Source organism: Gemmatimonadota bacterium, assembly GCA_026706345.1.
In the GTDB taxonomy this organism is placed as follows: Bacteria; JAAXHH01; JAAXHH01; order JAAXHH01; family JAAXHH01; genus JAAXHH01.
Window position 1 is genome coordinate 37,741 of the sequence record JAPOYX010000281.1, and the last position, 16,792, is coordinate 54,532.

Sequence of the window (16,792 nt, forward strand, 5' to 3'; positions counted from 1 at the left end):
AGGACAGTCTGAGAACCCTCCATGAAACCATTTATCGAACGCCTGGCGGAGGACCGCCCCCTCCTTTACGACGGAGGCTTCGGCACCGAGCTCTTCTCCCGCGGCATCGAACTGGCCAACAGCGCGCTGGCCAACGAACTGTATCCCGACATTGTCAGGGACGTCCATTTCGACTATATTGAAGCAGGTTCGGAAGCGATCGGAACGAATACCTTCGTGGCGTCGCATCCCCATCTGGAAATGGCAGGGAAGGACGCCTCCGAGTCCGTCGGGCTGATCCGGCGGTCCGTGGAACACGCCCGTGCCGCGATCGAACGAAGCGGCAGGGAGGTGTACCTCGCAGGATCCATCGGTCCGCTGCCGGGCGCCATCGAGGCCGACAGCGGCGACACCGAATTCGGCATCGCGAACAGCATCGCCCGGGACGCCCACGCGCGTGTGGGCACGGCGTTGGCCGAAGGCGGCGTGGATTTCTTCTGCGTCGAGACCATGTTTTCCGCCAACGAGGCGGCCCTGGCCGTGAACGAGTTGAGGCAATTCGGTCTTCCCATTGCGGTGAACCAGACGTACAAGTACACGAAGGACCGGGCCACGGGCGAGGTCATCTACAAGACGGACTGGGGCCACTCGGCGGCCGATCTTCTCGAGATCCTCGCGGGCGGCGCGCAGTCCGATGGGCACGACTTGCTCGGGCACGTGAAGATCGTCGGCCTGAACTGCGGCGCGGAGTCTCGGCGCGACGAGCACACGGGAATGCCCTACGCCATAAACGGCATCGGCCAGTTGAAGCGCGCCTTGGACGCCCGACGGGATGCGCCGAAACGGATGATGGCCTACCCGAACGCGGGGAAGGCGCGGCTGGACGAGCAGCACCGGACCTATTACGCGAATACGCCGGAGGAAATGGCGGCTTTCGTGCCGGACCTCCTCGAGGCCGGCGCCTACTTCATCGGCGGGTGCTGCGGCACAGGCGTCGCCCACATCCGGGCCTTTCGCGCGGCGATGGACCGGGTTGCGGCGTGAGCACACGGGAGCGGCGTGCATCCGGACAGCCTGCGGCAGCTTGAGCGAAGCGCTTGTGCCCTGAGCACAGGAACGGTCGGCATGGCGGTGTACCAGGTATTGTACTGGCGGGACATCCCGGCGCAGGTGCGCGTCTACGGCGGCCGGCGTCCCCTTTCCCGCCAGATGCCCGACTGGTTCCAGCAGGAGATCGACCGGGTGGCCATGCGGGACGGACTCACCGGTACCGACGCCTACCTGGACGAGTGGCACTGGTCCGAGAGGCAGGAATGGCCGGGAGAGGAAGAAGAGGCAGACGCGGTCGCGGCAGCCATATTGAAGCAACTCGAAGAAGTGTACGACAAGGGATAGGACCAGCCGAAACAGGACAAGAACGAGGCAGGAATTTGGGTCAGACGGTCGACATAGGCAGGCGCATCGAACTGGTACCCCTCGATGCACATTTCGGGGACATATCGATCGGTCTGTACCGCCAGCAGGACGATGCGGGACCGGTCTACCAGGTATTCACCTACAGCCGGCGGGAAGGCGTCGAAGACCGGATCACCTTCGTGGTGAAGGCCATGGAAATCCTCGGAGGCATGGTACCGGCCGGCGGTGGGCGCCTGCGGTTTCACTGCGGCTATGCACATCACCTGGCCGTAAAGCGGGTGTTCCTCGAAGCCTGCAAACTGGATCCGGCCGGCCCCGTCGAACCGCGGCCGCTGCAGATCCTGGACAAGAAGTCGGGCTTGCAGATCAAGGTCCTGAGCGAAGGCGACGGCGTCTACCGGGTCACGGCCCACGGCGAGGGAAAGGACCGCGAACGCCGCATTTCCTTCATCGCCGGCGGGCTGATGAAACTGGCCGAGATGGAAGAGGTAAGCGGCACCCTGGACCAGGTGGCTTTCCCCTGTGGCGAAGTCCACGACGCCCTGGTCGGGCTGTTGCTGGTCCGCGCACCCAATGTCCGGGCGGTCCTGCGCGAGCAGGAAGCGGTCGCGAGCCGGGGCGTCCTGGCCGCGCCGAGCCAGCAGGATGTTTGACGACCGGCGCCGTAGTTGAAAGAAGACTACCGCTACTGGTGGATGCACAAAGCGCGATCGATGGATGCGCAACGAGATGGGTCGTTGCACGATCCATAAGGAGGCAGTCATGAGCGACGAGATCATCAAGCCGATGAAGGGCCGGGACCGGGTACTGGCCGCCCTGCAGGGTGAGCCCGTGGATCGTACGCCCGTGTGCAATCCGACGTCCGTCGCCACGGTGGAACTGATGGATCTCGTCGACGCGCCCTTTCCGGACGCCAACCGGGACCCGGAACTCATGGCCCGTCTGGCGGCCACGAGCTACACGGAACTCGGATTCGACACCATCATGCCGGTCTTCACCATCATCCAGGAGTCCTCCGCGCTGGGTTGCAAGATCCAGTGGGAGCAGAAGGACAACTGGCCTACGGTCAAGATGAGGGAACCCATCTGGACCGACGTGGACGACATCAAAATCCCATCGGATTACCTGACGCACCGGGACACGAAATGCGTCCTGGACGCCATCAGGATGCTCAAGAAGGAATATGGCGACGAGGTGGCGGTCATCGGGAAGACCATGGGCCCCTGGTCCCTGGGATACCACTGTTTCGGCGTGGAACCCTTCCTGCTCATGTCCCTTGACGACCCGGGCAGGACGCATCTCGCCCTGGACCGCATGAAGGAGGCCACGGTGGAATTCGGCATCGCGCAGATCGAGGCCGGGGCGGACGCCCTGACCCTGCCCGACCACGCCACCGGCGACCTGGTGAGCGGCGAATACTACCGCCGGTTCCTGCGGGACCTGCACATCGAGCTGGCCGAACGGATTTCCATCCCGCTGATCATGCACATCTGCGGGCGTACCGTGGACCGCATGGGCTATATCGCGGAGACCGGGTTCGCGGCCTTTCACTACGATTCGAAGAACAAGCCCGAGGAATCCATGGAGGCGGTCGACGGCAAGATCGCCCTCGTGGGCAACATCAATAATCCCGAGACGCTTTTCGCACGGGGTCCCGAAGAAGTGGGCCAGGAAGTCTGCCAGAACCTGGAACACGGTATTCATATGGTTGGACCGGAATGCGCGGTTCCCCTGCAAGCGTCCGTCGAGAACCTGAAGGCGATCCCGCAGGCGGTGAAGGACTGGCACAAGGCTCACGCGGCTTAGCAGCCCGGAAATCGCGTACGACTACCGGGTTCGACGCCCCGCGCGATGCGGCGGCACGAGCGGTAGACGTCAATTTCGACATGAAACGGGAGGACCGGACAGGAGCGCATGGCAGAACTAAACGATATAGCCAATGACTTTCTGAAAGACGAAATAGAAGAGTTCATCGAAAGACCCAACGAGCGATCGCGGATCATCGACGCTTTCGCCCGGGCGACTCCCGCCATGCAGGCGATCTCCGCGGCCCTCATCGACGGGGACAACGGGACGGTCGACACGCTGACCCGAGCGGCGTTGGACGACGGGATCGAAGCGCTGGAGGTGATGGACGACGGCCTGATCAACGGCATGAGCGTCGTGGGCATCAAGTTCCGGGAGAACTTCATCTTCGTGCCCGAGGTACTGGCCTGCGCCCGGGCCATGAAGGCCGGAATGGCCCACATCGAGCCCATTCTTTCGGCGTCGGGCATCGAACCGGTCGGCACCGTCATCATGGGCACGGTCAAGGGCGACCTCCACGACATCGGCAAGAACCTGTGCATCATGATGCTCCGCGGCGCCGGATTCGTGGTCCATGACCTCGGCGTCGACACCTCCGAAGACGAGTTCATGGACGCGGTGGAGGAACACGAAGCCCCCCTGCTGGGCATGTCGGCCCTGCTGACCACGACCATGCCCAACATGGGCAAGACCATCGACGCCTTCATCGACAACGACATGCGGGAGGACGTCAAGATCATGGTCGGCGGCGCGTCGGTGACGCAGGAGTTCGCCGATGACATGGGCGCCGACGGCACCGCCGAAGACGCGGTGGGATGCGTGGAACTGGCCCAGCGCCTCCTCGAAGAACTCAAGCAGGAACAGGAAGCCTGACCAGCCCGTCCGGCGAAGTGGACCCGGGGTGATGCGGATCGACAGACGCGGGCGGATCGATGGACGCGGCGAACCGCTGACCAGCCCGGCAATTTCCCCTACCTTTCCCATGAAAAAGATCGACAAGGCGGCGTACCAGGAACGGCTGGACCGCATCACGGCCATCTTCAAGGACATGATGGCCCATGCGACCAGACAGGCCACCTACCGCTGCCCCTACAAGAACCGTTTCGACGAATGCACCGCCCGGTTCGGGTGCCGCAACCAGCGCAAACCGCGGAAAGCCGGCGGCCTGCTCATGTGCGGCGGGGACGACAAGCTCGACTACCGCAGCGCCTGGGAGACCGAGGAGGCGCCCCTGGATACATCCGCTAATCCGGCAAGCGGCTCCGTAACCGACGGCACGACGAACCAGCCCTCGGTCATCGGAAAATCCATCTTCGACTACGCCGACGACCTCGCCGTGCAGGTGCCCACCTCGTGTTTCCGCAACGGCATCTGTCACGAGTGCATCGTGGAAATACGGCAGGGGATGGAAGGACTCGTACCTCGGACGAAACCCGAGTCCTTTCTGCGGGAGAACTACCGGCTCGCCTGCCAGGCCCGGGTGATCGATCCGAAGGTGGACATCGCCTTTTCTCCCCTGCGCCGAACGCCCAAGATCCTGACGGTTACCGAAGAAAAGGAAACGCGGCTGGACCCCATGGTCACCCGCCGGGGCGATGCGGTTTACTACGACGGCGAGCAGGTGGACCAGTTCCGCGGGCACCTGTACGGGCTCGCGATCGATCTCGGCACGACCACGGTGGTCATGGATTTCGTGGACCTGGAGACCGGCCGAAGCGTTCACGTCTGTTCCTTCGAGAACCCCCAGCGGTTCGGCGGCAGCGACGTCATGCACCGGATCTCCTATGACGGGTCGTTCGAGGGTGAACTCTGGAACGCCATCATCAACGCCGTCAACCACGAGATCATGGACTGGTGCGAGCGGACGGGAACCGCGCGGCAGGAGATCTACGAGATCGTCGTGGCGGGCAACTCTACGATGCGGGACCTCTTCTTCCGGCTCGTCGTGCAGAGCATCGGCCAGAAGCCCTACAAGTCCCTCATCGAAAACGAATACCTCGCGGGCGAGCGGGAGACCACGGCGCTCACCATCGGCACCCGCCGCCTCGGACTCCGCGCCAATCCGAAGGCCCGGGTCTACGGCCTGCCCATCATCGCCAGTCACGTGGGCGGCGATGTGGCGGCGGACCTGGCCACCGTCGACCTGGCCGCGCAGCCAGGCGTATCCATGCTGGTGGACGTGGGCACCAACACCGAGGTGGTCGTGGCGGGCAACGGCCGCATGATCACGGCTTCCTGTCCCGCCGGACCCGCCTTCGAGGGCGGCGGCATACAGTATGGCATGCCGGGCTACGAAGGCGCCATCGAAACGTTGAAGTGGGAAGACGGGCGGTTCGCCTGGAGCACCATCGGCGACACCGCTCCCCAGGGCGTCTGCGGCTCCGGCCTGATCGACCTCCTCGCCGAACTGCGCCGCCACGGCATGATGTCGCCCAAGGGCGTATTTTCAGATCGCAAACAGTTCGAAGTGTCCGTCGTGCCCGAGTCCGGCATCACGCTCTCCCGCCAGGATGCCAGCAACCTCGCGCAGGCCAAGGCCGCCAACTACTGCGGTCAGTATATTGTGCTGCGGGCCTTCGGCGTCGCTCCGGGTGACGTGGACCGCCTCTTCCTGTCAGGCGGCTTCGCCAACTACGTGGACGTCCGCAACGCCATCGACATCGGGTTCCTGGCCCCCGTGCCCGAAGACCGCATCGTCAAGGTGGGCAACGCCGCCGTCCAGGGCGCCCGGGAGGTCCTCCTGTCCCGCTCGCGACGCATGGAAATGGAGACGCTGGTCAGGGACATCGAGCACGTCGAACTCGAGACCACCCCCGACTTCTTCGAGGTCTTTGTCGAGGCCTGCCAGTTCAAGCCCATGCCGGGGGTGCTGGTGTAACCGGTCCCGCAACATGCACCTGGCATACAGATCACCACTTATCGTTCAGGTCTTCCATGTTCCACCTCCGTCCCGCCCGTCCATCCTCCGATGAGGCGGGCATCGCTTCCGTCGTCAATTCCTTCGAGCAGAATCCCGTTTCAGAAGATACCGTGCACGAATGGTTGACTCACACGGCTCCAGGCAGAATCGACTATCGTCAGGTGGCTGTGACGGAGGACGACGATGTGGTGGGGTACGCGGTGTCGGTACACGAGACCTGGGATCCGCCGGGACAGTTCTACGCCTGGGTGGGCGTGGACCCTACGGAGCGGGGTGGCGGCATCGGTGCCGCGCTGTACTCCGATTTGATGCGGTTTCTGAAGCGCCGCGAGGCCGGGACCATAACCAGCGAAGTCCAGGATAACTGTGAGGTTTCTCAGGCATTTGCGAAAAAACGCGGATTCGAGAACGACCGGCATCTGTTCCAGTCGAGCCTGGACCTCGAGGCCTTCGACGAATCACCCTTTAAGCGAGTTCTCTCGAACGTCACCGAGACTGGAATACATGTACACTCGCTCGCGGATTTTGGTGATACGTCCGACGCTCGTAGGAAACTCTACGAAGTCAACGTGATTACCGATCAGGATGTGCCGGGTTGGAGCGGCCCCGGGCTCTCATTCGAGGAGTTCAACGAGTGGGTGTATGAATCGGGCTGGTACCGGCCGGATGGCCAGTTGCTTGCAGCCGATGGGGATGATTGGGTAGGCATCTGCGCGGTACGCCTGTACCCCGAATCGCAACAGGCTTTCAACGTGCATACCGGGGTAATCCGGGGATATCGAAGGCGCCACATCGCCCTTGCGCTGAAACTCGCCGCGATTCACCATGCCAGAAAACACAACGCGCGGTCACTAAGTACACACAACGATTCGACGAACGGCCCTATGCTGGCGCTCAACCGGAAACTGGGCTATGTCGCGGCGCCAGGACGGTATACGCTTCGCAAGACGATGCCCTGAAGCCTTCCGGTATAACCCCCTCATTCGATCCGCGAATGAAGTCCTTTCCAGACAACCGATACGTGGGATGCGGACACTCTCTACCCGCCCATCATGGCGATACGCCGCGCCATCCACTCTACGTAGGCCGTACGTGTCATTCCTCGCCTGTCTGCCTCGCTATCTATAAATACGGCCACGCCTTCGTCAATCGCCATATGTATGCGCACGCTTCGCCCGGACTGACGGATTAGCGGCACGGTCGTCAGTGCTTGTCCCGGTTCGGGACTTACCTGCTCCAGATCGCTTGGCTGAACGATCGAATCACCATCGGATTCTGTTTCGATAGCATAATCCCGTAGCGCCTCTTCGGCATTCAACAAGGCGTCATCAATGGTGTCTCCCATGGCGACGATACCCGGAAGATCGGGGAATGATACACCATAGGCACCTTTCACGCCATCGATCAAAGCGGGGTATCGGACTGCGTTACAATTGGACACACCCATTCCTCCTGTATCCTGTTTCGACCATTTTGCCTTCGATGCAATTGATCGTGCCACCGCCATTGACACCTTCCTGTGCCTCGGAAGTGTAATCACACCCCGAATAATCGGGTGCCGGTAGATGTCATGTCTGGCCCCATGCCGGGACAGGTACCAACCTTCCTTCTTCAATCGTCGCCTGAGCCTGGTCGTGTTGGATTCCATTAAGCCAAGTTATTTTGTGCAAATATATGCACATAAGCGATTCCTTGTAAACAGTTTCTTATTCAGTCGAGTTTCTTCTCCCAACCTCGACTAATGGAATAACAAGGCCAAGTGTATACATCAGGTCTGACATGTATACATACCGTATATCTACAGTGTATCTATAGGAGGCGTGCATGAAATCCCGTACGAAAATGTGGGGCAACAGCCTGGCGCTGCGCATCCCGAAGCCGATCACGGTCCAGATGGGCGTCACCGACGATTCACCGGTGGTGCTGGTGTTGCGAGGCAGGGAATTGACCATCGTCCCGGTGGAATGTACCCGGCAAAGGCTTGTCGATCTGCTTCCGGGTGTCACGAAGCACAATCTGCACGGCCGGATTACGGTCGGAACCCCGGATCGCGGAGAAACGTGATGCACAACGAGAACTACATCCCCAAACGGGGAGAATTGGTATGGATCTGCGCCCGTACGGGGGACGGATCAAACCTGTCCTCCGCATGCCCCGCCTTTGTGCTTTCACCCGGGTCCTACAACGCAAAGGTCGGCCTGGCCGTGCTCTGTCCGGTCGGCGACGAGGCGAAGGGGTATCCATTCGAGGTCCCGATTCCCGCGGGAATGCCGGCTTCCGGCGTCATTCTGGCCGATCAGCTGGAAAGCGTGACGTGGCCGTCCTGTATACTGGAACCGATCTGCAGCCTCCCCGCGGAAATCACGGAAGCTGTCCTGCGGAAGGCCGTGACATTGCTGGAGAGGGAAGACGGTCCTTGACGGTTGCGCGTTATTCAGGCAAACTTTTACGCTTCATGACGGTTGTGTGTTAATAGGACAGACTTTTCAGGTAGAAGGGGAAAGTCGATCTCGACTCCGAGATGAAGATCTGGATCTCTGGAGGCGAGTTACCGGTCAAGAAGGAATTCAAGCGGGGTATAGACGTCACGGACGTTCAGCGCACCCTGGCCGGGTTCATTCTGGACTGATACCCGGGCCATACGGAAGTAGATACACCGGGCGGTCTGCGGGCGCTGCAGCCACGGATCGTTATCCCGGGAAGGAAACCGATGTCTCAGCCAACCATGAAACGCGTCATCAAGCCCGAAGGCCTCCACCGGATCGAGATCGAGGAGGTGCCGATACCTGAACCGGGTCCCGGAGAGGTTCGGATCAAGGCGGCCTGCAGCCTGATCAGCCGGGGCTCGGAACTCGGTGGCCGGTATACGCGGGAACACGCGGTGAGCCCGGACGTCATGGGCTATTCCATGGCGGGTACGGTGGATGCGCTGGGGAAAGGGGTCGAACACCTGGACATCGGCGACGGGGTCGTCGCCCTGGCGCCCCACGCCCAGTACACGGTCCGGCCGGCCCGGCTCGTTTTTCCTTGGGACCAGACCATCATCATGCCCATGTCGGCAGGCCTTTCCTTCGACAGCGCGCCGTACTACCCGCTGACCGCCGGGGCGGTCACCTGGGTGGAAGTGGAGGATATCAAGCCCCAGGACACCGTCGTCGTGCTCGGCCAGGGTCTCGTAGGCAACCTGATCCTTCAGGTCATCAAGGCAAATGGCGACGGCAGGGTGGTGGCCGTGGACGCGCTGGAAAACCGGTGCACCATGGCGGCGGAATTCGGCGCTGACGTGGTCGTCAACGCCCGCAAGGAAGATCCCGTCAAGATCGTGAAGCGCATGACCAACGGTCTCGGAGCCGACGTCGTGGTCTACGCCGTGGGCGGTCCGGCGGGGCCGGCGGCCTTCGGGCAGGGGCTCGACATGCTGGCCCTTGGCGGGCTGATCCACCTGATCGGGCTATACGAGGACCAGCCTCTTTCGCTGCCTTCGGACAAGATACAGGGCCGCAGGCTGCTGGGTGGTTACTTCCGGACGCGAGCGAGCGCCCGCCAGTCCCGGCGCGCCATGGAACTCCTCGCCTCGGGGGCGATCGGTACCGAACGGATGACCTCCCACCGATTCCCCTGGCACCAGGCGGCAGACGCCTTCGCACTGCTTTACCAGAAACCCGGAGATGCGCTGGGGGTCCTGCTCGACTGGCGGGACTGAGCGTCACCTTCCGGTATCACTCCAATCCCAGTCTCGTCAGGAGATCGTTCAGGTCCGCCAGGGTTTCGTCGTCCAGCGGGACGAACGGCTGGCGCGCCCGGGCGGTCTTGATGGCGCCCCGGCGCTGGTAGACGTTCTTGCGAATGGATAGTCCGATCCCGGGCTGGCTCTCGAAACGGATCAGCGGGCAATACCGGTAGAAGGTCTCGGTGGCGCCGTCAACGTCGCCGGACATGTACTTCGTGTGAATGTCCTTCAGAATGTCGGGGTAGGCGAAGCCGGTCATGGTGCCCATGCACCCGTGGCGCAGTTCCTCTAGGAGCATGACTCCGCCCAGGCCGCCGAAGATCTCCACGTCGGGGTTCGCCGCAAGCACCTGGCTCGCCTTCCGCGGCGACGGTTCTTCTTCCAGTTTGAGAAAGCGGCACCGCGGGGACCGGTCGGCGATGGTCGCGATGAAATCGATGCTCATCAGGACGCCGCTGCTCATGGGGTGGTCCTGGATCACGATCGGCACCGATACGGCGTCGGCCACCTTGAGGTAATGGGCGAGCAGCGCCTCGTCCGTGCCCTTGGCCAGCTTGGACGGCGCCACCATGAGCGAGGAAGCGCCCAGTTCCTCGGCCCGCCGGCTCAGCGCGACGCATCCGTCCGTTCCGGTGTGGCTGGTTCCCACGCAAATGGGGATGCGTCCGTCCGCGGCCTCGACCACGCCGGCGATGACCTGGTCCCGTTCGGCTTCCACCAGCTTGCTAGTCTCACCCATGACGCCGAGAATCGTGATTCCGTCGATGCCGAGGTCGTGCAGGAAATGGGTCAGCGTAGCCAGGCTGCCCGTGTCCAGGCTGCCGTCCTCTTCGAAAGGGGTCGGCGCGATAGTATACACGCCCCTGGGGTCTTGATCTGCCATGCTTATTCCTTTCGTTTAATTGGGTTTCAGCCAGCGGCCGTGCCCCGGCTTGCCCGTCAACCGGGTTTCAGCCAGCGGCCGTGCCCCGGTTTGCCCGTCAACCGGGTTTCAGCCAGCGGCCGTGCCCCGGTTTGCCCGTGATCTCGCCGTCCTCGTACACGGTCTCGCCCCGCACCATGGTACGCTGAATGCGGCCCTTCATGGGCATGCCGTGGACGATGCGCATGACTTCCCGCGCCTTGGTGAAGCATGCGTTCCGGTCGAAGGTCCATCGCGCGTCCATGTCCACGAAGGTGAGATCGGCATCGCATCCGATGGCGATACGGCCCTTGCCCGGGAGCCGGAAGACTTCGGCCTGGCGGGTCGACATCAGCCGGACGAGGTCTGTGATCGACAGGCGGCCGTCGTTGACGGCGGTCAGCATCAGGGGCACCATGGACTCGAGTCCGGGCAGGCCGGGCGGGATGGCGAATATGTCCCCGCCTTCTTTTTCTTCGGGCCGGAAGGGAGAATGGTCGCTTCCGACGAAGTCCAGCGTGCCGTCGTGCAGGTAGGACCAGAGCGCCTCGACCTCTTCGGCGGGCCGCAAGGCGGGATTGCACTTGGCGAAGCCGCAGTGTACCGAAAGTACCTGGTCGGTCAGAAAGAGATACTGCGGGCAGGTCTCGGCGATGACGTCGAGCCCCCGCTCCTTGGCTTCCTTCACCAGTTGCGCAGCCCGCGGGCTCGAAAGATGCACCACCTCCACGGGGCCCCCGGCCTCGGCGGCCAGGCTCATCATGACGGCGACCGACGTGTCCTCCACGATGGATGGCCGGCTTTCGGCGTGGGCCAGGCCGTCGTTGCGACCCTGGGCGGCAAGCCGTTCGATGAGCGTCTCGATCATGGGCCAGTTTTCGCAGTGGAAGCTGTGGCGCAGCCCCGTGGCCGCCGTGGCGGCCATGACGTCCCGGAGCAGCGAGTAGTCCAGGCACCAGAGGCCGAAGAACTCGCCCTCCCGGTGGGACGGCGGCGCGGTCAGGAAGGTCTTGAAGGCCACGGCGCCCGCCTCGGCCACCCCACCGATAAGGTCCACGTTCTGATGGCCTGCGGCGCCGTATAGACCGAAGTCGATCAGTGACTGCGCTCCGATGGCCTCGCCCCGTTTGCGGAGTCCTTCCGCCGAACTGGCGGAAACCGGTGAGATGGGCATCTCCAGCAGGGTCGTAATGCCGCCGGCCGCCGCCGCGCTCGTGCCGGAGACGGGATCCTCCCGTTCTTCGTGGCCGGGCGACCGGAGATGGACGTGGGGGTCGATCAGACCCGGCAGGACGTGCAGACCCTTCGCCGATAGCTGCCGGCCACTTTCGGGCCGGGCATCGGGTTCGAGCACACCGGCGATGCGACCGTCCCGCACGGCGATCGTGGCGGCCATTACGCCGTCCTGGCTGACGACCCGGCCATCGGTAACGATAAGGTCAAAGGTGGAAGCCATGAGTTACTCCCGATAAACCGCCCGCGGGCGGGTAAGATGCGGCGACTGGTGCGGTGGGTCACAATCCCTTGCGCTCGTGCTCCGGCGCGCTGTGCTCCGGCGCGCTGCTCTCCGGCGCACTCATGCTCCCTTGCGCTCGTGCTCCAGCGCTAAGGAACCCACCGTTTCGACCAGCAGTTCGTGCTCCACTACGAGGACCCGTTCCGCCAGCGACTCCGGCGTGTCGCCGGGCTTCACCGGCACGGTCCTTTGTGCGAGCACGGCCCCCTGGTCGTATTCCGCCGTCACATAGTGGATCGTGACCCCGGTGATCCGGTCGCCGGCCGCCAGCACGGCTTCGTGCACGCGCAGTCCGTACATGCCTTGCCCGCCGTGCCTGGGCAGAAGGGAAGGGTGGATGTTGATTATGCGGTCCCCGTAGGCGGCCAGCGTCTCCGGTCCCACCCTTTTGAGATACCCGGTCAGGACGACCAGGTCCACCTCGTGCCGCCTGAGTAATTCAAGGATCGACCGGTCCAGTTCCTCCGGCCCGGGGTGGGTATCGCCGTTCAGACAATACCCCGGAACGCCCGCCGACTCCGCGCGCCGAAGCACTTGCGCCGACCGGTTGTTGCTGATCACCACGGCCGGCAGTGCCCGGATAGTCCCGGTTCCGCACGCGTCGACGACCGCCTGCATGTTGGTTCCGCGATGGGAAGCGAGAAACCCGACACGAAGCATCAGCTCAGCGCCCGTACCCGAACCCGGATTCGGACGCGATCCTGAATCTGGTCCCGACCGCGCCCCGGGCCGCCTGGACAGCGGGAACGGGCTGTCATTCGTCCATGTCCAGAACCATCACCCATGCAGGCGACGGTCCGACGTCATATACGTCGAGGGGCGTAAGAGCGCCCGTATCCTGGTCTACGCGATAGGCTGCCAGTCTCCCCGATCCCTGTCCCGCGGCGTAAAGATACCGGCCCCGCGGATCCAGGTTGAAGGCCCGCGGCGTTTCCTCCGTAGGCGCCTGCCCGATCGGGTCGAGCAGGCCCGTAGCCGGATCGGCCGAGAAGCCGGCGATGCTGTCGTGCCCCCGGTTGCTGGAGTACACGAATCGGCCCGATGGGTGGATATGAATCTGCGAACAGGTGTTTTCACCGGTGAAACCCGAAGGCAAGGTCGATACCGTCTGCAAGGCCTCCAGCGTTCCCCGGTCCGGATCGAACCGGTAGGCCGTCATGCTGCTTCCCTGTTCATTGTCGGCGTAGAGCACATTCAGCACGGGATGATGACAGTAGTGCCGCGGTCCCGTATCCGGCGGCTGGTCCACGCGGGGCGGATCGTTCGGCGTCAGCTTTCCCGTGCCTTCGTCGAACCTGAACTGGCAGATCATGTTCGACTCGGCCACGTGGGGCACGAAGGCGAACCGGTTCGACGCGTCCGTCTGTATGTAGTGGGCGCATCGCGCCGTCTCCCGTCGATCCACGGGCGGCGCCTGGACTATGCCGTCGGCGCCTATGGCATGGACCCCCGCCACGGCGTGTCCGTAGGACGCGGAGAGCAGAAACCGGCCGGTGTTGTCCAGGGCCATGTAGGTCGTGTCCCAATCGAAGAGTGTGGAGCCCAGCAGGGAAATCCCGCCCGTCGTCCGGTCCAGGCTGTAGGTCTGCACCGACGGCTCGCCCCGCAGTCCGGCGTAAAGATGTTGCCGGGCCGCATCCACCACGAGGGGCATCACGCCGGCGCCCGCGGCGACGTCCTCCCTGAAGGTAAGGCCACCTGTGCCCGGGTCCATTTCGTATATGGCGATTTTACCCTCGCCGGTGATGGACAGGTACATATACGAGGCCATCGAGCGCTCCCTTCCATGCGCGGCCGTGACCCGTCGCGCCGCGTCATTCGATCACTTGGTCTGATTGGAAAACAGGAAAGACAATTTGCAGGCCGCCCGGCGGACCGTCAAGCCTCATTTGTCCGGATCAACTGCCCGGATCAGCGCTTCTTGGCGATGACGTCCTGGCGCGTGGTACTGGCGGTGGTCACCACGACGTTTTCCGTGGACCAGGCTTCGGTTTCCTCCGTGGGCGGACCGTACATGGCGTAGGACCCGGCGGGCATGAAGTGGGCCGAGTACCGCCCGTCGTCATCGGAATAGACGGTTACCGAATCCGTCCTTCCGGGCTGAAAGAAGGTCACGGGGTAACCACGCAGCGGCTGGTCGTCCCGGAGGACCGCAGGCGTGCCGCTGTCGTGCTTGACGCTGCCGGAAACCTGGCCGGAACTCGCCAGGTCGACCAGGCGGCCTACCGGCGTGAACCTCATCCCGGTAATGTCGTGGACCCGTCGGGTATCGCCCTCAAACGCGATCGAACGCATCAGGTCGAAATCGATCACGGCGTCCGCCTTCCTGCCGCGCTCGACGACTACCGGGGTGTTTGCTTCGACGATCAGTTCCTTGCCCTGCGGATCCGGATATGCCTCGCTGAACTGCATGCCGTTCAACAGGGTCACGGTGACTTCGTGAATGTTCAGGCGCACGGCGTCGTATCTGCCCTCGGCCAGAGAGAACACTTCGAGGATCCGCGTATTGCCTCCCCCCAGTTCGACCAGGTCGATGATATGGGGCAATGTGCCGGGGGTTCCGAACGCGCTGTTCGCGGCGGAGCGGACGGACGCCCCCGACATGTTCACTACCACCGACTGGACGTGCTGGCGCATCGGCGTCTGGGCGGCCAGACGCAACTGCAGATCACTGATCACGCTTGATGTCGGATCGCCGCAACCGGGCGTCGCGATCGCAAGAAGAAGGATCAGAAGGCGATGAAGGATTCGTTTTTTCATGATCCGGAGACGCCCAGATACTCAGCGCGCATTGCGCTACCCAACCTGTCCTGTGAACGGTTCAGTCTGAAAACTACAGTTTCTTGACGTCTGTGTAAACCTCTTCCTTTTAAGCAGTTAACGCGGTTCCTCGGAGCTTCGACCACCGTATCTCCGGTCGCGGGCGGGTCAGGCGCCTGATCAGCATCGGTAGCCTCTAAGAGCCTGTCGTATCATACAACTTCGGGTATTCGAATTCTATTGCCAAAGGGTTCGCTTTTACCTATATCTATCGAATTGAGGAGGTCACAACCGGAGTTTTCCTATGATCGGCGCCAGCCGCAGACTTCTCTCCACAACCGCCGCCATGCTGCTGGTTGTTACCCTTAGCGTTGCGGGCTACCTCCCGGAGGCCGTATCGGTGCCCCCGGTCGACGCACCGCCGGTCGACGCACCGCCGGTCGACGCACCGCCGGTCGGCGCACCGCCGGTCGACGCACCGCCGGTCGGCGCACCGCCGGTCGACGCACCGCCGGTCGGCGCACCGCCGGTCGACGCACCGCCGGTCGGCGCACCGCCGGTCGACGCACCGCCGGTCGGCGCACCGCCGGTCGACGCACCGCCGGTCGGCGCACCGCCGGTCGCATCGGCCGACGAACCCATCAAGGTGGAATGGCGCCTCCTGGCCAGCCTCGATAACCGTACCGGCAAGCCGGGCGAGGAGTTGGCGGCGCTCGATGGCAAACTCGTCAAGGTCCCCGGATTCTCGGTACCACTTGAAGACTGGGCGTCCTCGGTGACAGAGTTCCTCCTCGTTCCCTATGTCGGCGCGTGCATCCACACACCGCCTCCCCCGCCCAACCAGCTCGTCTACGTCAAGATGAAAAAGGGCAAGTGGGCGTTTTTGAACGGGTGGAACCCGGTGTGGGTCGAGGGCGTACTCAAGATCGAGATGACCAAGAGCGTGTACGGCCACGTCGGCTTCACCATCACCGGCCAGCGGGTCTATCCCTACGAGTACTGATCCGCGATGCGGACACCTGCATGACACGATGCGGGCACCGGCATGCATTGAGCGCGCGTACTCGCTTAAGCCGAGGACGCGCGATTTTTCATGGAGTTACGCTTCGCAGGGATAAGTCATAGATGAGCCTCGCAATCGACATCCGGCACCTGCGCTTCCGCTACGGCGGCGGCCCCTGGGTGCTGGACATCCCCGAGCTGACCCTCGCGCGGGGGACGCGCGCGTTCCTGTTCGGCCCCAGCGGCAGCGGCAAGACGACGTTGCTCGGCGTGCTGGCGGGGGTCCTGGAAGCGAACGAGGGCGTGGTCGCGGTGCTGGGCGAGGACCTCGCCTCACTTTCGGGCCCACAGCGGGACGCCTTCCGGGCGGAGCACATCGGCTATGTCTTCCAGATGTTCAACCTCATCCCCTACCTGTCGGTGCTCGACAACATCGCGCTCCCCGCGCGCATGGACCCTGCACGCCGGGCCCGGCTGGACGGCGCGGGAGTGAAGGAGACCGCCGCGCTGCTGGCCGATCACCTGCAGATCGGCGATCTGCTGAAGAAGCCGGTGACGGAGTTATCGGTGGGTCAGCAGCAGCGCGTGGCCGCCTGCCGGGCGCTGATCGGCGCCCCGGAACTCATCGTCGCCGACGAACCCACCTCCTCCCTGGATTTCGACCGCCGTGAGGCCTTCCTCGAGCTGCTCTTCCAGGAGTGCGAGCGCGCCGGCGCCACGCTGGTGTTCGTCAGCCACGACCGCACGCTTGAAGGCATGTTC

The 16,792-nt window shown here is 63.4% G+C and carries 18 protein-coding genes and 1 pseudogene; 13 read left to right on the top strand and 6 right to left on the bottom strand.

The window, feature by feature from the left end; genetic code table 11:
* Positions 1-21: 21 nt before the first annotated feature.
* From OXG98_19700 to OXG98_19730, 7 genes are all read left to right on the top strand, one after another.
* A complete protein-coding gene (locus tag OXG98_19700) occupies positions 22-1,023 on the top strand; it encodes a homocysteine S-methyltransferase family protein (GenBank protein MCY3774236.1) in 1,002 nt (333 codons plus the stop codon).
* An 81-nt stretch (positions 1,024-1,104) separates the two neighbouring features.
* Positions 1,105-1,374, top strand: coding sequence for a virulence factor (locus OXG98_19705; protein ID MCY3774237.1), 270 nt, complete (start codon positions 1,105-1,107; stop codon positions 1,372-1,374).
* Between the two features lie 35 nt (positions 1,375-1,409).
* Complete coding sequence (locus OXG98_19710; protein ID MCY3774238.1) at positions 1,410-2,048, top strand: hypothetical protein; 639 nt, start codon at positions 1,410-1,412, stop codon at positions 2,046-2,048.
* Positions 2,049-2,157: 109 nt separating this feature from the next.
* On the top strand, positions 2,158-3,201 hold the full coding sequence (locus OXG98_19715) for an MtaA/CmuA family methyltransferase (protein MCY3774239.1): 1,044 nt from the start codon (positions 2,158-2,160) through the stop codon (positions 3,199-3,201).
* A gap of 108 nt (positions 3,202-3,309) precedes the next feature.
* Complete coding sequence (locus OXG98_19720; protein MCY3774240.1) at positions 3,310-4,074, top strand: corrinoid protein; 765 nt, start codon at positions 3,310-3,312, stop codon at positions 4,072-4,074.
* 31 nt (positions 4,075-4,105) lie between these two features.
* Positions 4,106-6,079, top strand: a complete 1,974-nt coding sequence (locus tag OXG98_19725; GenBank protein MCY3774241.1) for an ASKHA domain-containing protein — start codon at positions 4,106-4,108, stop codon at positions 6,077-6,079.
* A 56-nt stretch (positions 6,080-6,135) separates the two neighbouring features.
* The gene (locus tag OXG98_19730) at positions 6,136-7,080 is read left to right on the top strand and encodes a GNAT family N-acetyltransferase (GenBank protein ID MCY3774242.1); all 945 of its coding nucleotides are present in this window, start codon (positions 6,136-6,138) and stop codon (positions 7,078-7,080) included.
* 80 nt (positions 7,081-7,160) lie between these two features.
* Here the strand turns inward: OXG98_19730 and OXG98_19735 are convergent, their stop codons facing one another.
* Positions 7,161-7,769: a type II toxin-antitoxin system HicB family antitoxin gene (locus OXG98_19735; GenBank protein MCY3774243.1), complete on the bottom strand. Its 609-nt coding sequence runs from the start codon at positions 7,767-7,769 to the stop codon at positions 7,161-7,163.
* 176 nt (positions 7,770-7,945) lie between these two features.
* On the opposite strand from OXG98_19735, the gene OXG98_19740 reads away from it, so the two are divergent.
* The 4 genes and pseudogenes from OXG98_19740 (at position 7,946) to OXG98_19755 (ending at position 9,824) form a co-directional block, all read left to right on the top strand.
* On the top strand, positions 7,946-8,185 hold the full coding sequence (locus OXG98_19740; GenBank protein ID MCY3774244.1) for an AbrB/MazE/SpoVT family DNA-binding domain-containing protein: 240 nt from the start codon (positions 7,946-7,948) through the stop codon (positions 8,183-8,185).
* Complete coding sequence (locus tag OXG98_19745; GenBank protein ID MCY3774245.1) at positions 8,185-8,541, top strand: type II toxin-antitoxin system PemK/MazF family toxin; 357 nt, start codon at positions 8,185-8,187, stop codon at positions 8,539-8,541. The genes OXG98_19740 and OXG98_19745 overlap by 1 nt, the downstream gene beginning before the upstream one ends.
* 89 nt (positions 8,542-8,630) lie before the next feature.
* Positions 8,631-8,750, top strand: a pseudogene (locus OXG98_19750) (PH domain-containing protein).
* Between the two features lie 81 nt (positions 8,751-8,831).
* Positions 8,832-9,824, top strand: a complete 993-nt coding sequence (locus OXG98_19755; protein MCY3774246.1) for a zinc-binding dehydrogenase — start codon at positions 8,832-8,834, stop codon at positions 9,822-9,824.
* A 16-nt stretch (positions 9,825-9,840) separates the two neighbouring features.
* On the opposite strand, the gene OXG98_19760 is transcribed toward OXG98_19755, so the two are convergent.
* The 5 genes from OXG98_19760 to OXG98_19780 all read right to left on the bottom strand — a co-directional run bounded on the left by OXG98_19760 (position 9,841) and on the right by OXG98_19780 (position 15,028).
* The gene (locus tag OXG98_19760) at positions 9,841-10,734 is read right to left on the bottom strand and encodes a dihydrodipicolinate synthase family protein (protein ID MCY3774247.1); all 894 of its coding nucleotides are present in this window, start codon (positions 10,732-10,734) and stop codon (positions 9,841-9,843) included.
* Between the two features lie 97 nt (positions 10,735-10,831).
* The gene (locus OXG98_19765) at positions 10,832-12,208 is read right to left on the bottom strand and encodes an amidohydrolase family protein (GenBank protein MCY3774248.1); all 1,377 of its coding nucleotides are present in this window, start codon (positions 12,206-12,208) and stop codon (positions 10,832-10,834) included.
* 120 nt (positions 12,209-12,328) lie between these two features.
* Complete coding sequence (gene purN / locus OXG98_19770; protein MCY3774249.1) at positions 12,329-12,928, bottom strand: phosphoribosylglycinamide formyltransferase; 600 nt, start codon at positions 12,926-12,928, stop codon at positions 12,329-12,331.
* Positions 12,929-13,022: 94 nt separating this feature from the next.
* The gene (locus tag OXG98_19775; GenBank protein MCY3774250.1) at positions 13,023-14,039 is read right to left on the bottom strand and encodes a lactonase family protein; all 1,017 of its coding nucleotides are present in this window, start codon (positions 14,037-14,039) and stop codon (positions 13,023-13,025) included.
* Positions 14,040-14,179: 140 nt separating this feature from the next.
* Positions 14,180-15,028 (bottom strand): DUF4382 domain-containing protein, encoded by an 849-nt coding sequence (locus tag OXG98_19780; GenBank protein ID MCY3774251.1) that lies wholly within the window; start codon positions 15,026-15,028, stop codon positions 14,180-14,182.
* 304 nt (positions 15,029-15,332) lie between these two features.
* Between OXG98_19780 and OXG98_19785 the strand changes: the two genes are divergently transcribed.
* Together OXG98_19785 and OXG98_19790 are read left to right on the top strand one after the other, a co-directional pair.
* Entirely contained in the window at positions 15,333-16,031 is a 699-nt protein-coding gene (locus tag OXG98_19785; protein MCY3774252.1) for a DUF3299 domain-containing protein, read from the top strand.
* Between the two features lie 122 nt (positions 16,032-16,153).
* Positions 16,154-16,792, top strand: a 639-nt coding sequence (locus OXG98_19790; protein MCY3774253.1) for an ABC transporter ATP-binding protein, incomplete at its 3' end; no start/stop codon positions are given.

Excerpts from the sequence above, each read along its gene's own strand:
- OXG98_19700 (MCY3774236.1), top strand. The coding sequence starts at position 22 with ATGAAACCATTTATCGAACGCCTGGCGGAGGACCGCCCCCTCCTTTAC.
- OXG98_19705 (MCY3774237.1), top strand. The coding sequence starts at position 1,105 with ATGGCGGTGTACCAGGTATTGTACTGGCGGGACATCCCGGCGCAGGTG.
- OXG98_19715 (MCY3774239.1), top strand. The coding sequence starts at position 2,158 with ATGAGCGACGAGATCATCAAGCCGATGAAGGGCCGGGACCGGGTACTG.
- OXG98_19720 (MCY3774240.1), top strand. The coding sequence starts at position 3,310 with ATGGCAGAACTAAACGATATAGCCAATGACTTTCTGAAAGACGAAATA.
- OXG98_19725 (MCY3774241.1), top strand. The coding sequence starts at position 4,106 with ATGCGGATCGACAGACGCGGGCGGATCGATGGACGCGGCGAACCGCTG.
- OXG98_19730 (MCY3774242.1), top strand. The coding sequence starts at position 6,136 with ATGTTCCACCTCCGTCCCGCCCGTCCATCCTCCGATGAGGCGGGCATC.
- OXG98_19735 (MCY3774243.1), bottom strand. The coding sequence starts at position 7,769 with ATGGAATCCAACACGACCAGGCTCAGGCGACGATTGAAGAAGGAAGGT.
- OXG98_19740 (MCY3774244.1), top strand. The coding sequence starts at position 7,946 with ATGAAATCCCGTACGAAAATGTGGGGCAACAGCCTGGCGCTGCGCATC.
- OXG98_19745 (MCY3774245.1), top strand. The coding sequence starts at position 8,185 with ATGCACAACGAGAACTACATCCCCAAACGGGGAGAATTGGTATGGATC.
- OXG98_19755 (MCY3774246.1), top strand. The coding sequence starts at position 8,832 with ATGTCTCAGCCAACCATGAAACGCGTCATCAAGCCCGAAGGCCTCCAC.
- OXG98_19760 (MCY3774247.1), bottom strand. The coding sequence starts at position 10,734 with ATGGCAGATCAAGACCCCAGGGGCGTGTATACTATCGCGCCGACCCCT.
- OXG98_19765 (MCY3774248.1), bottom strand. The coding sequence starts at position 12,208 with ATGGCTTCCACCTTTGACCTTATCGTTACCGATGGCCGGGTCGTCAGC.
- purN (MCY3774249.1), bottom strand. The coding sequence starts at position 12,928 with ATGCTTCGTGTCGGGTTTCTCGCTTCCCATCGCGGAACCAACATGCAG.
- OXG98_19775 (MCY3774250.1), bottom strand. The coding sequence starts at position 14,039 with ATGGCCTCGTATATGTACCTGTCCATCACCGGCGAGGGTAAAATCGCC.
- OXG98_19780 (MCY3774251.1), bottom strand. The coding sequence starts at position 15,028 with ATGAAAAAACGAATCCTTCATCGCCTTCTGATCCTTCTTCTTGCGATC.
- OXG98_19785 (MCY3774252.1), top strand. The coding sequence starts at position 15,333 with ATGATCGGCGCCAGCCGCAGACTTCTCTCCACAACCGCCGCCATGCTG.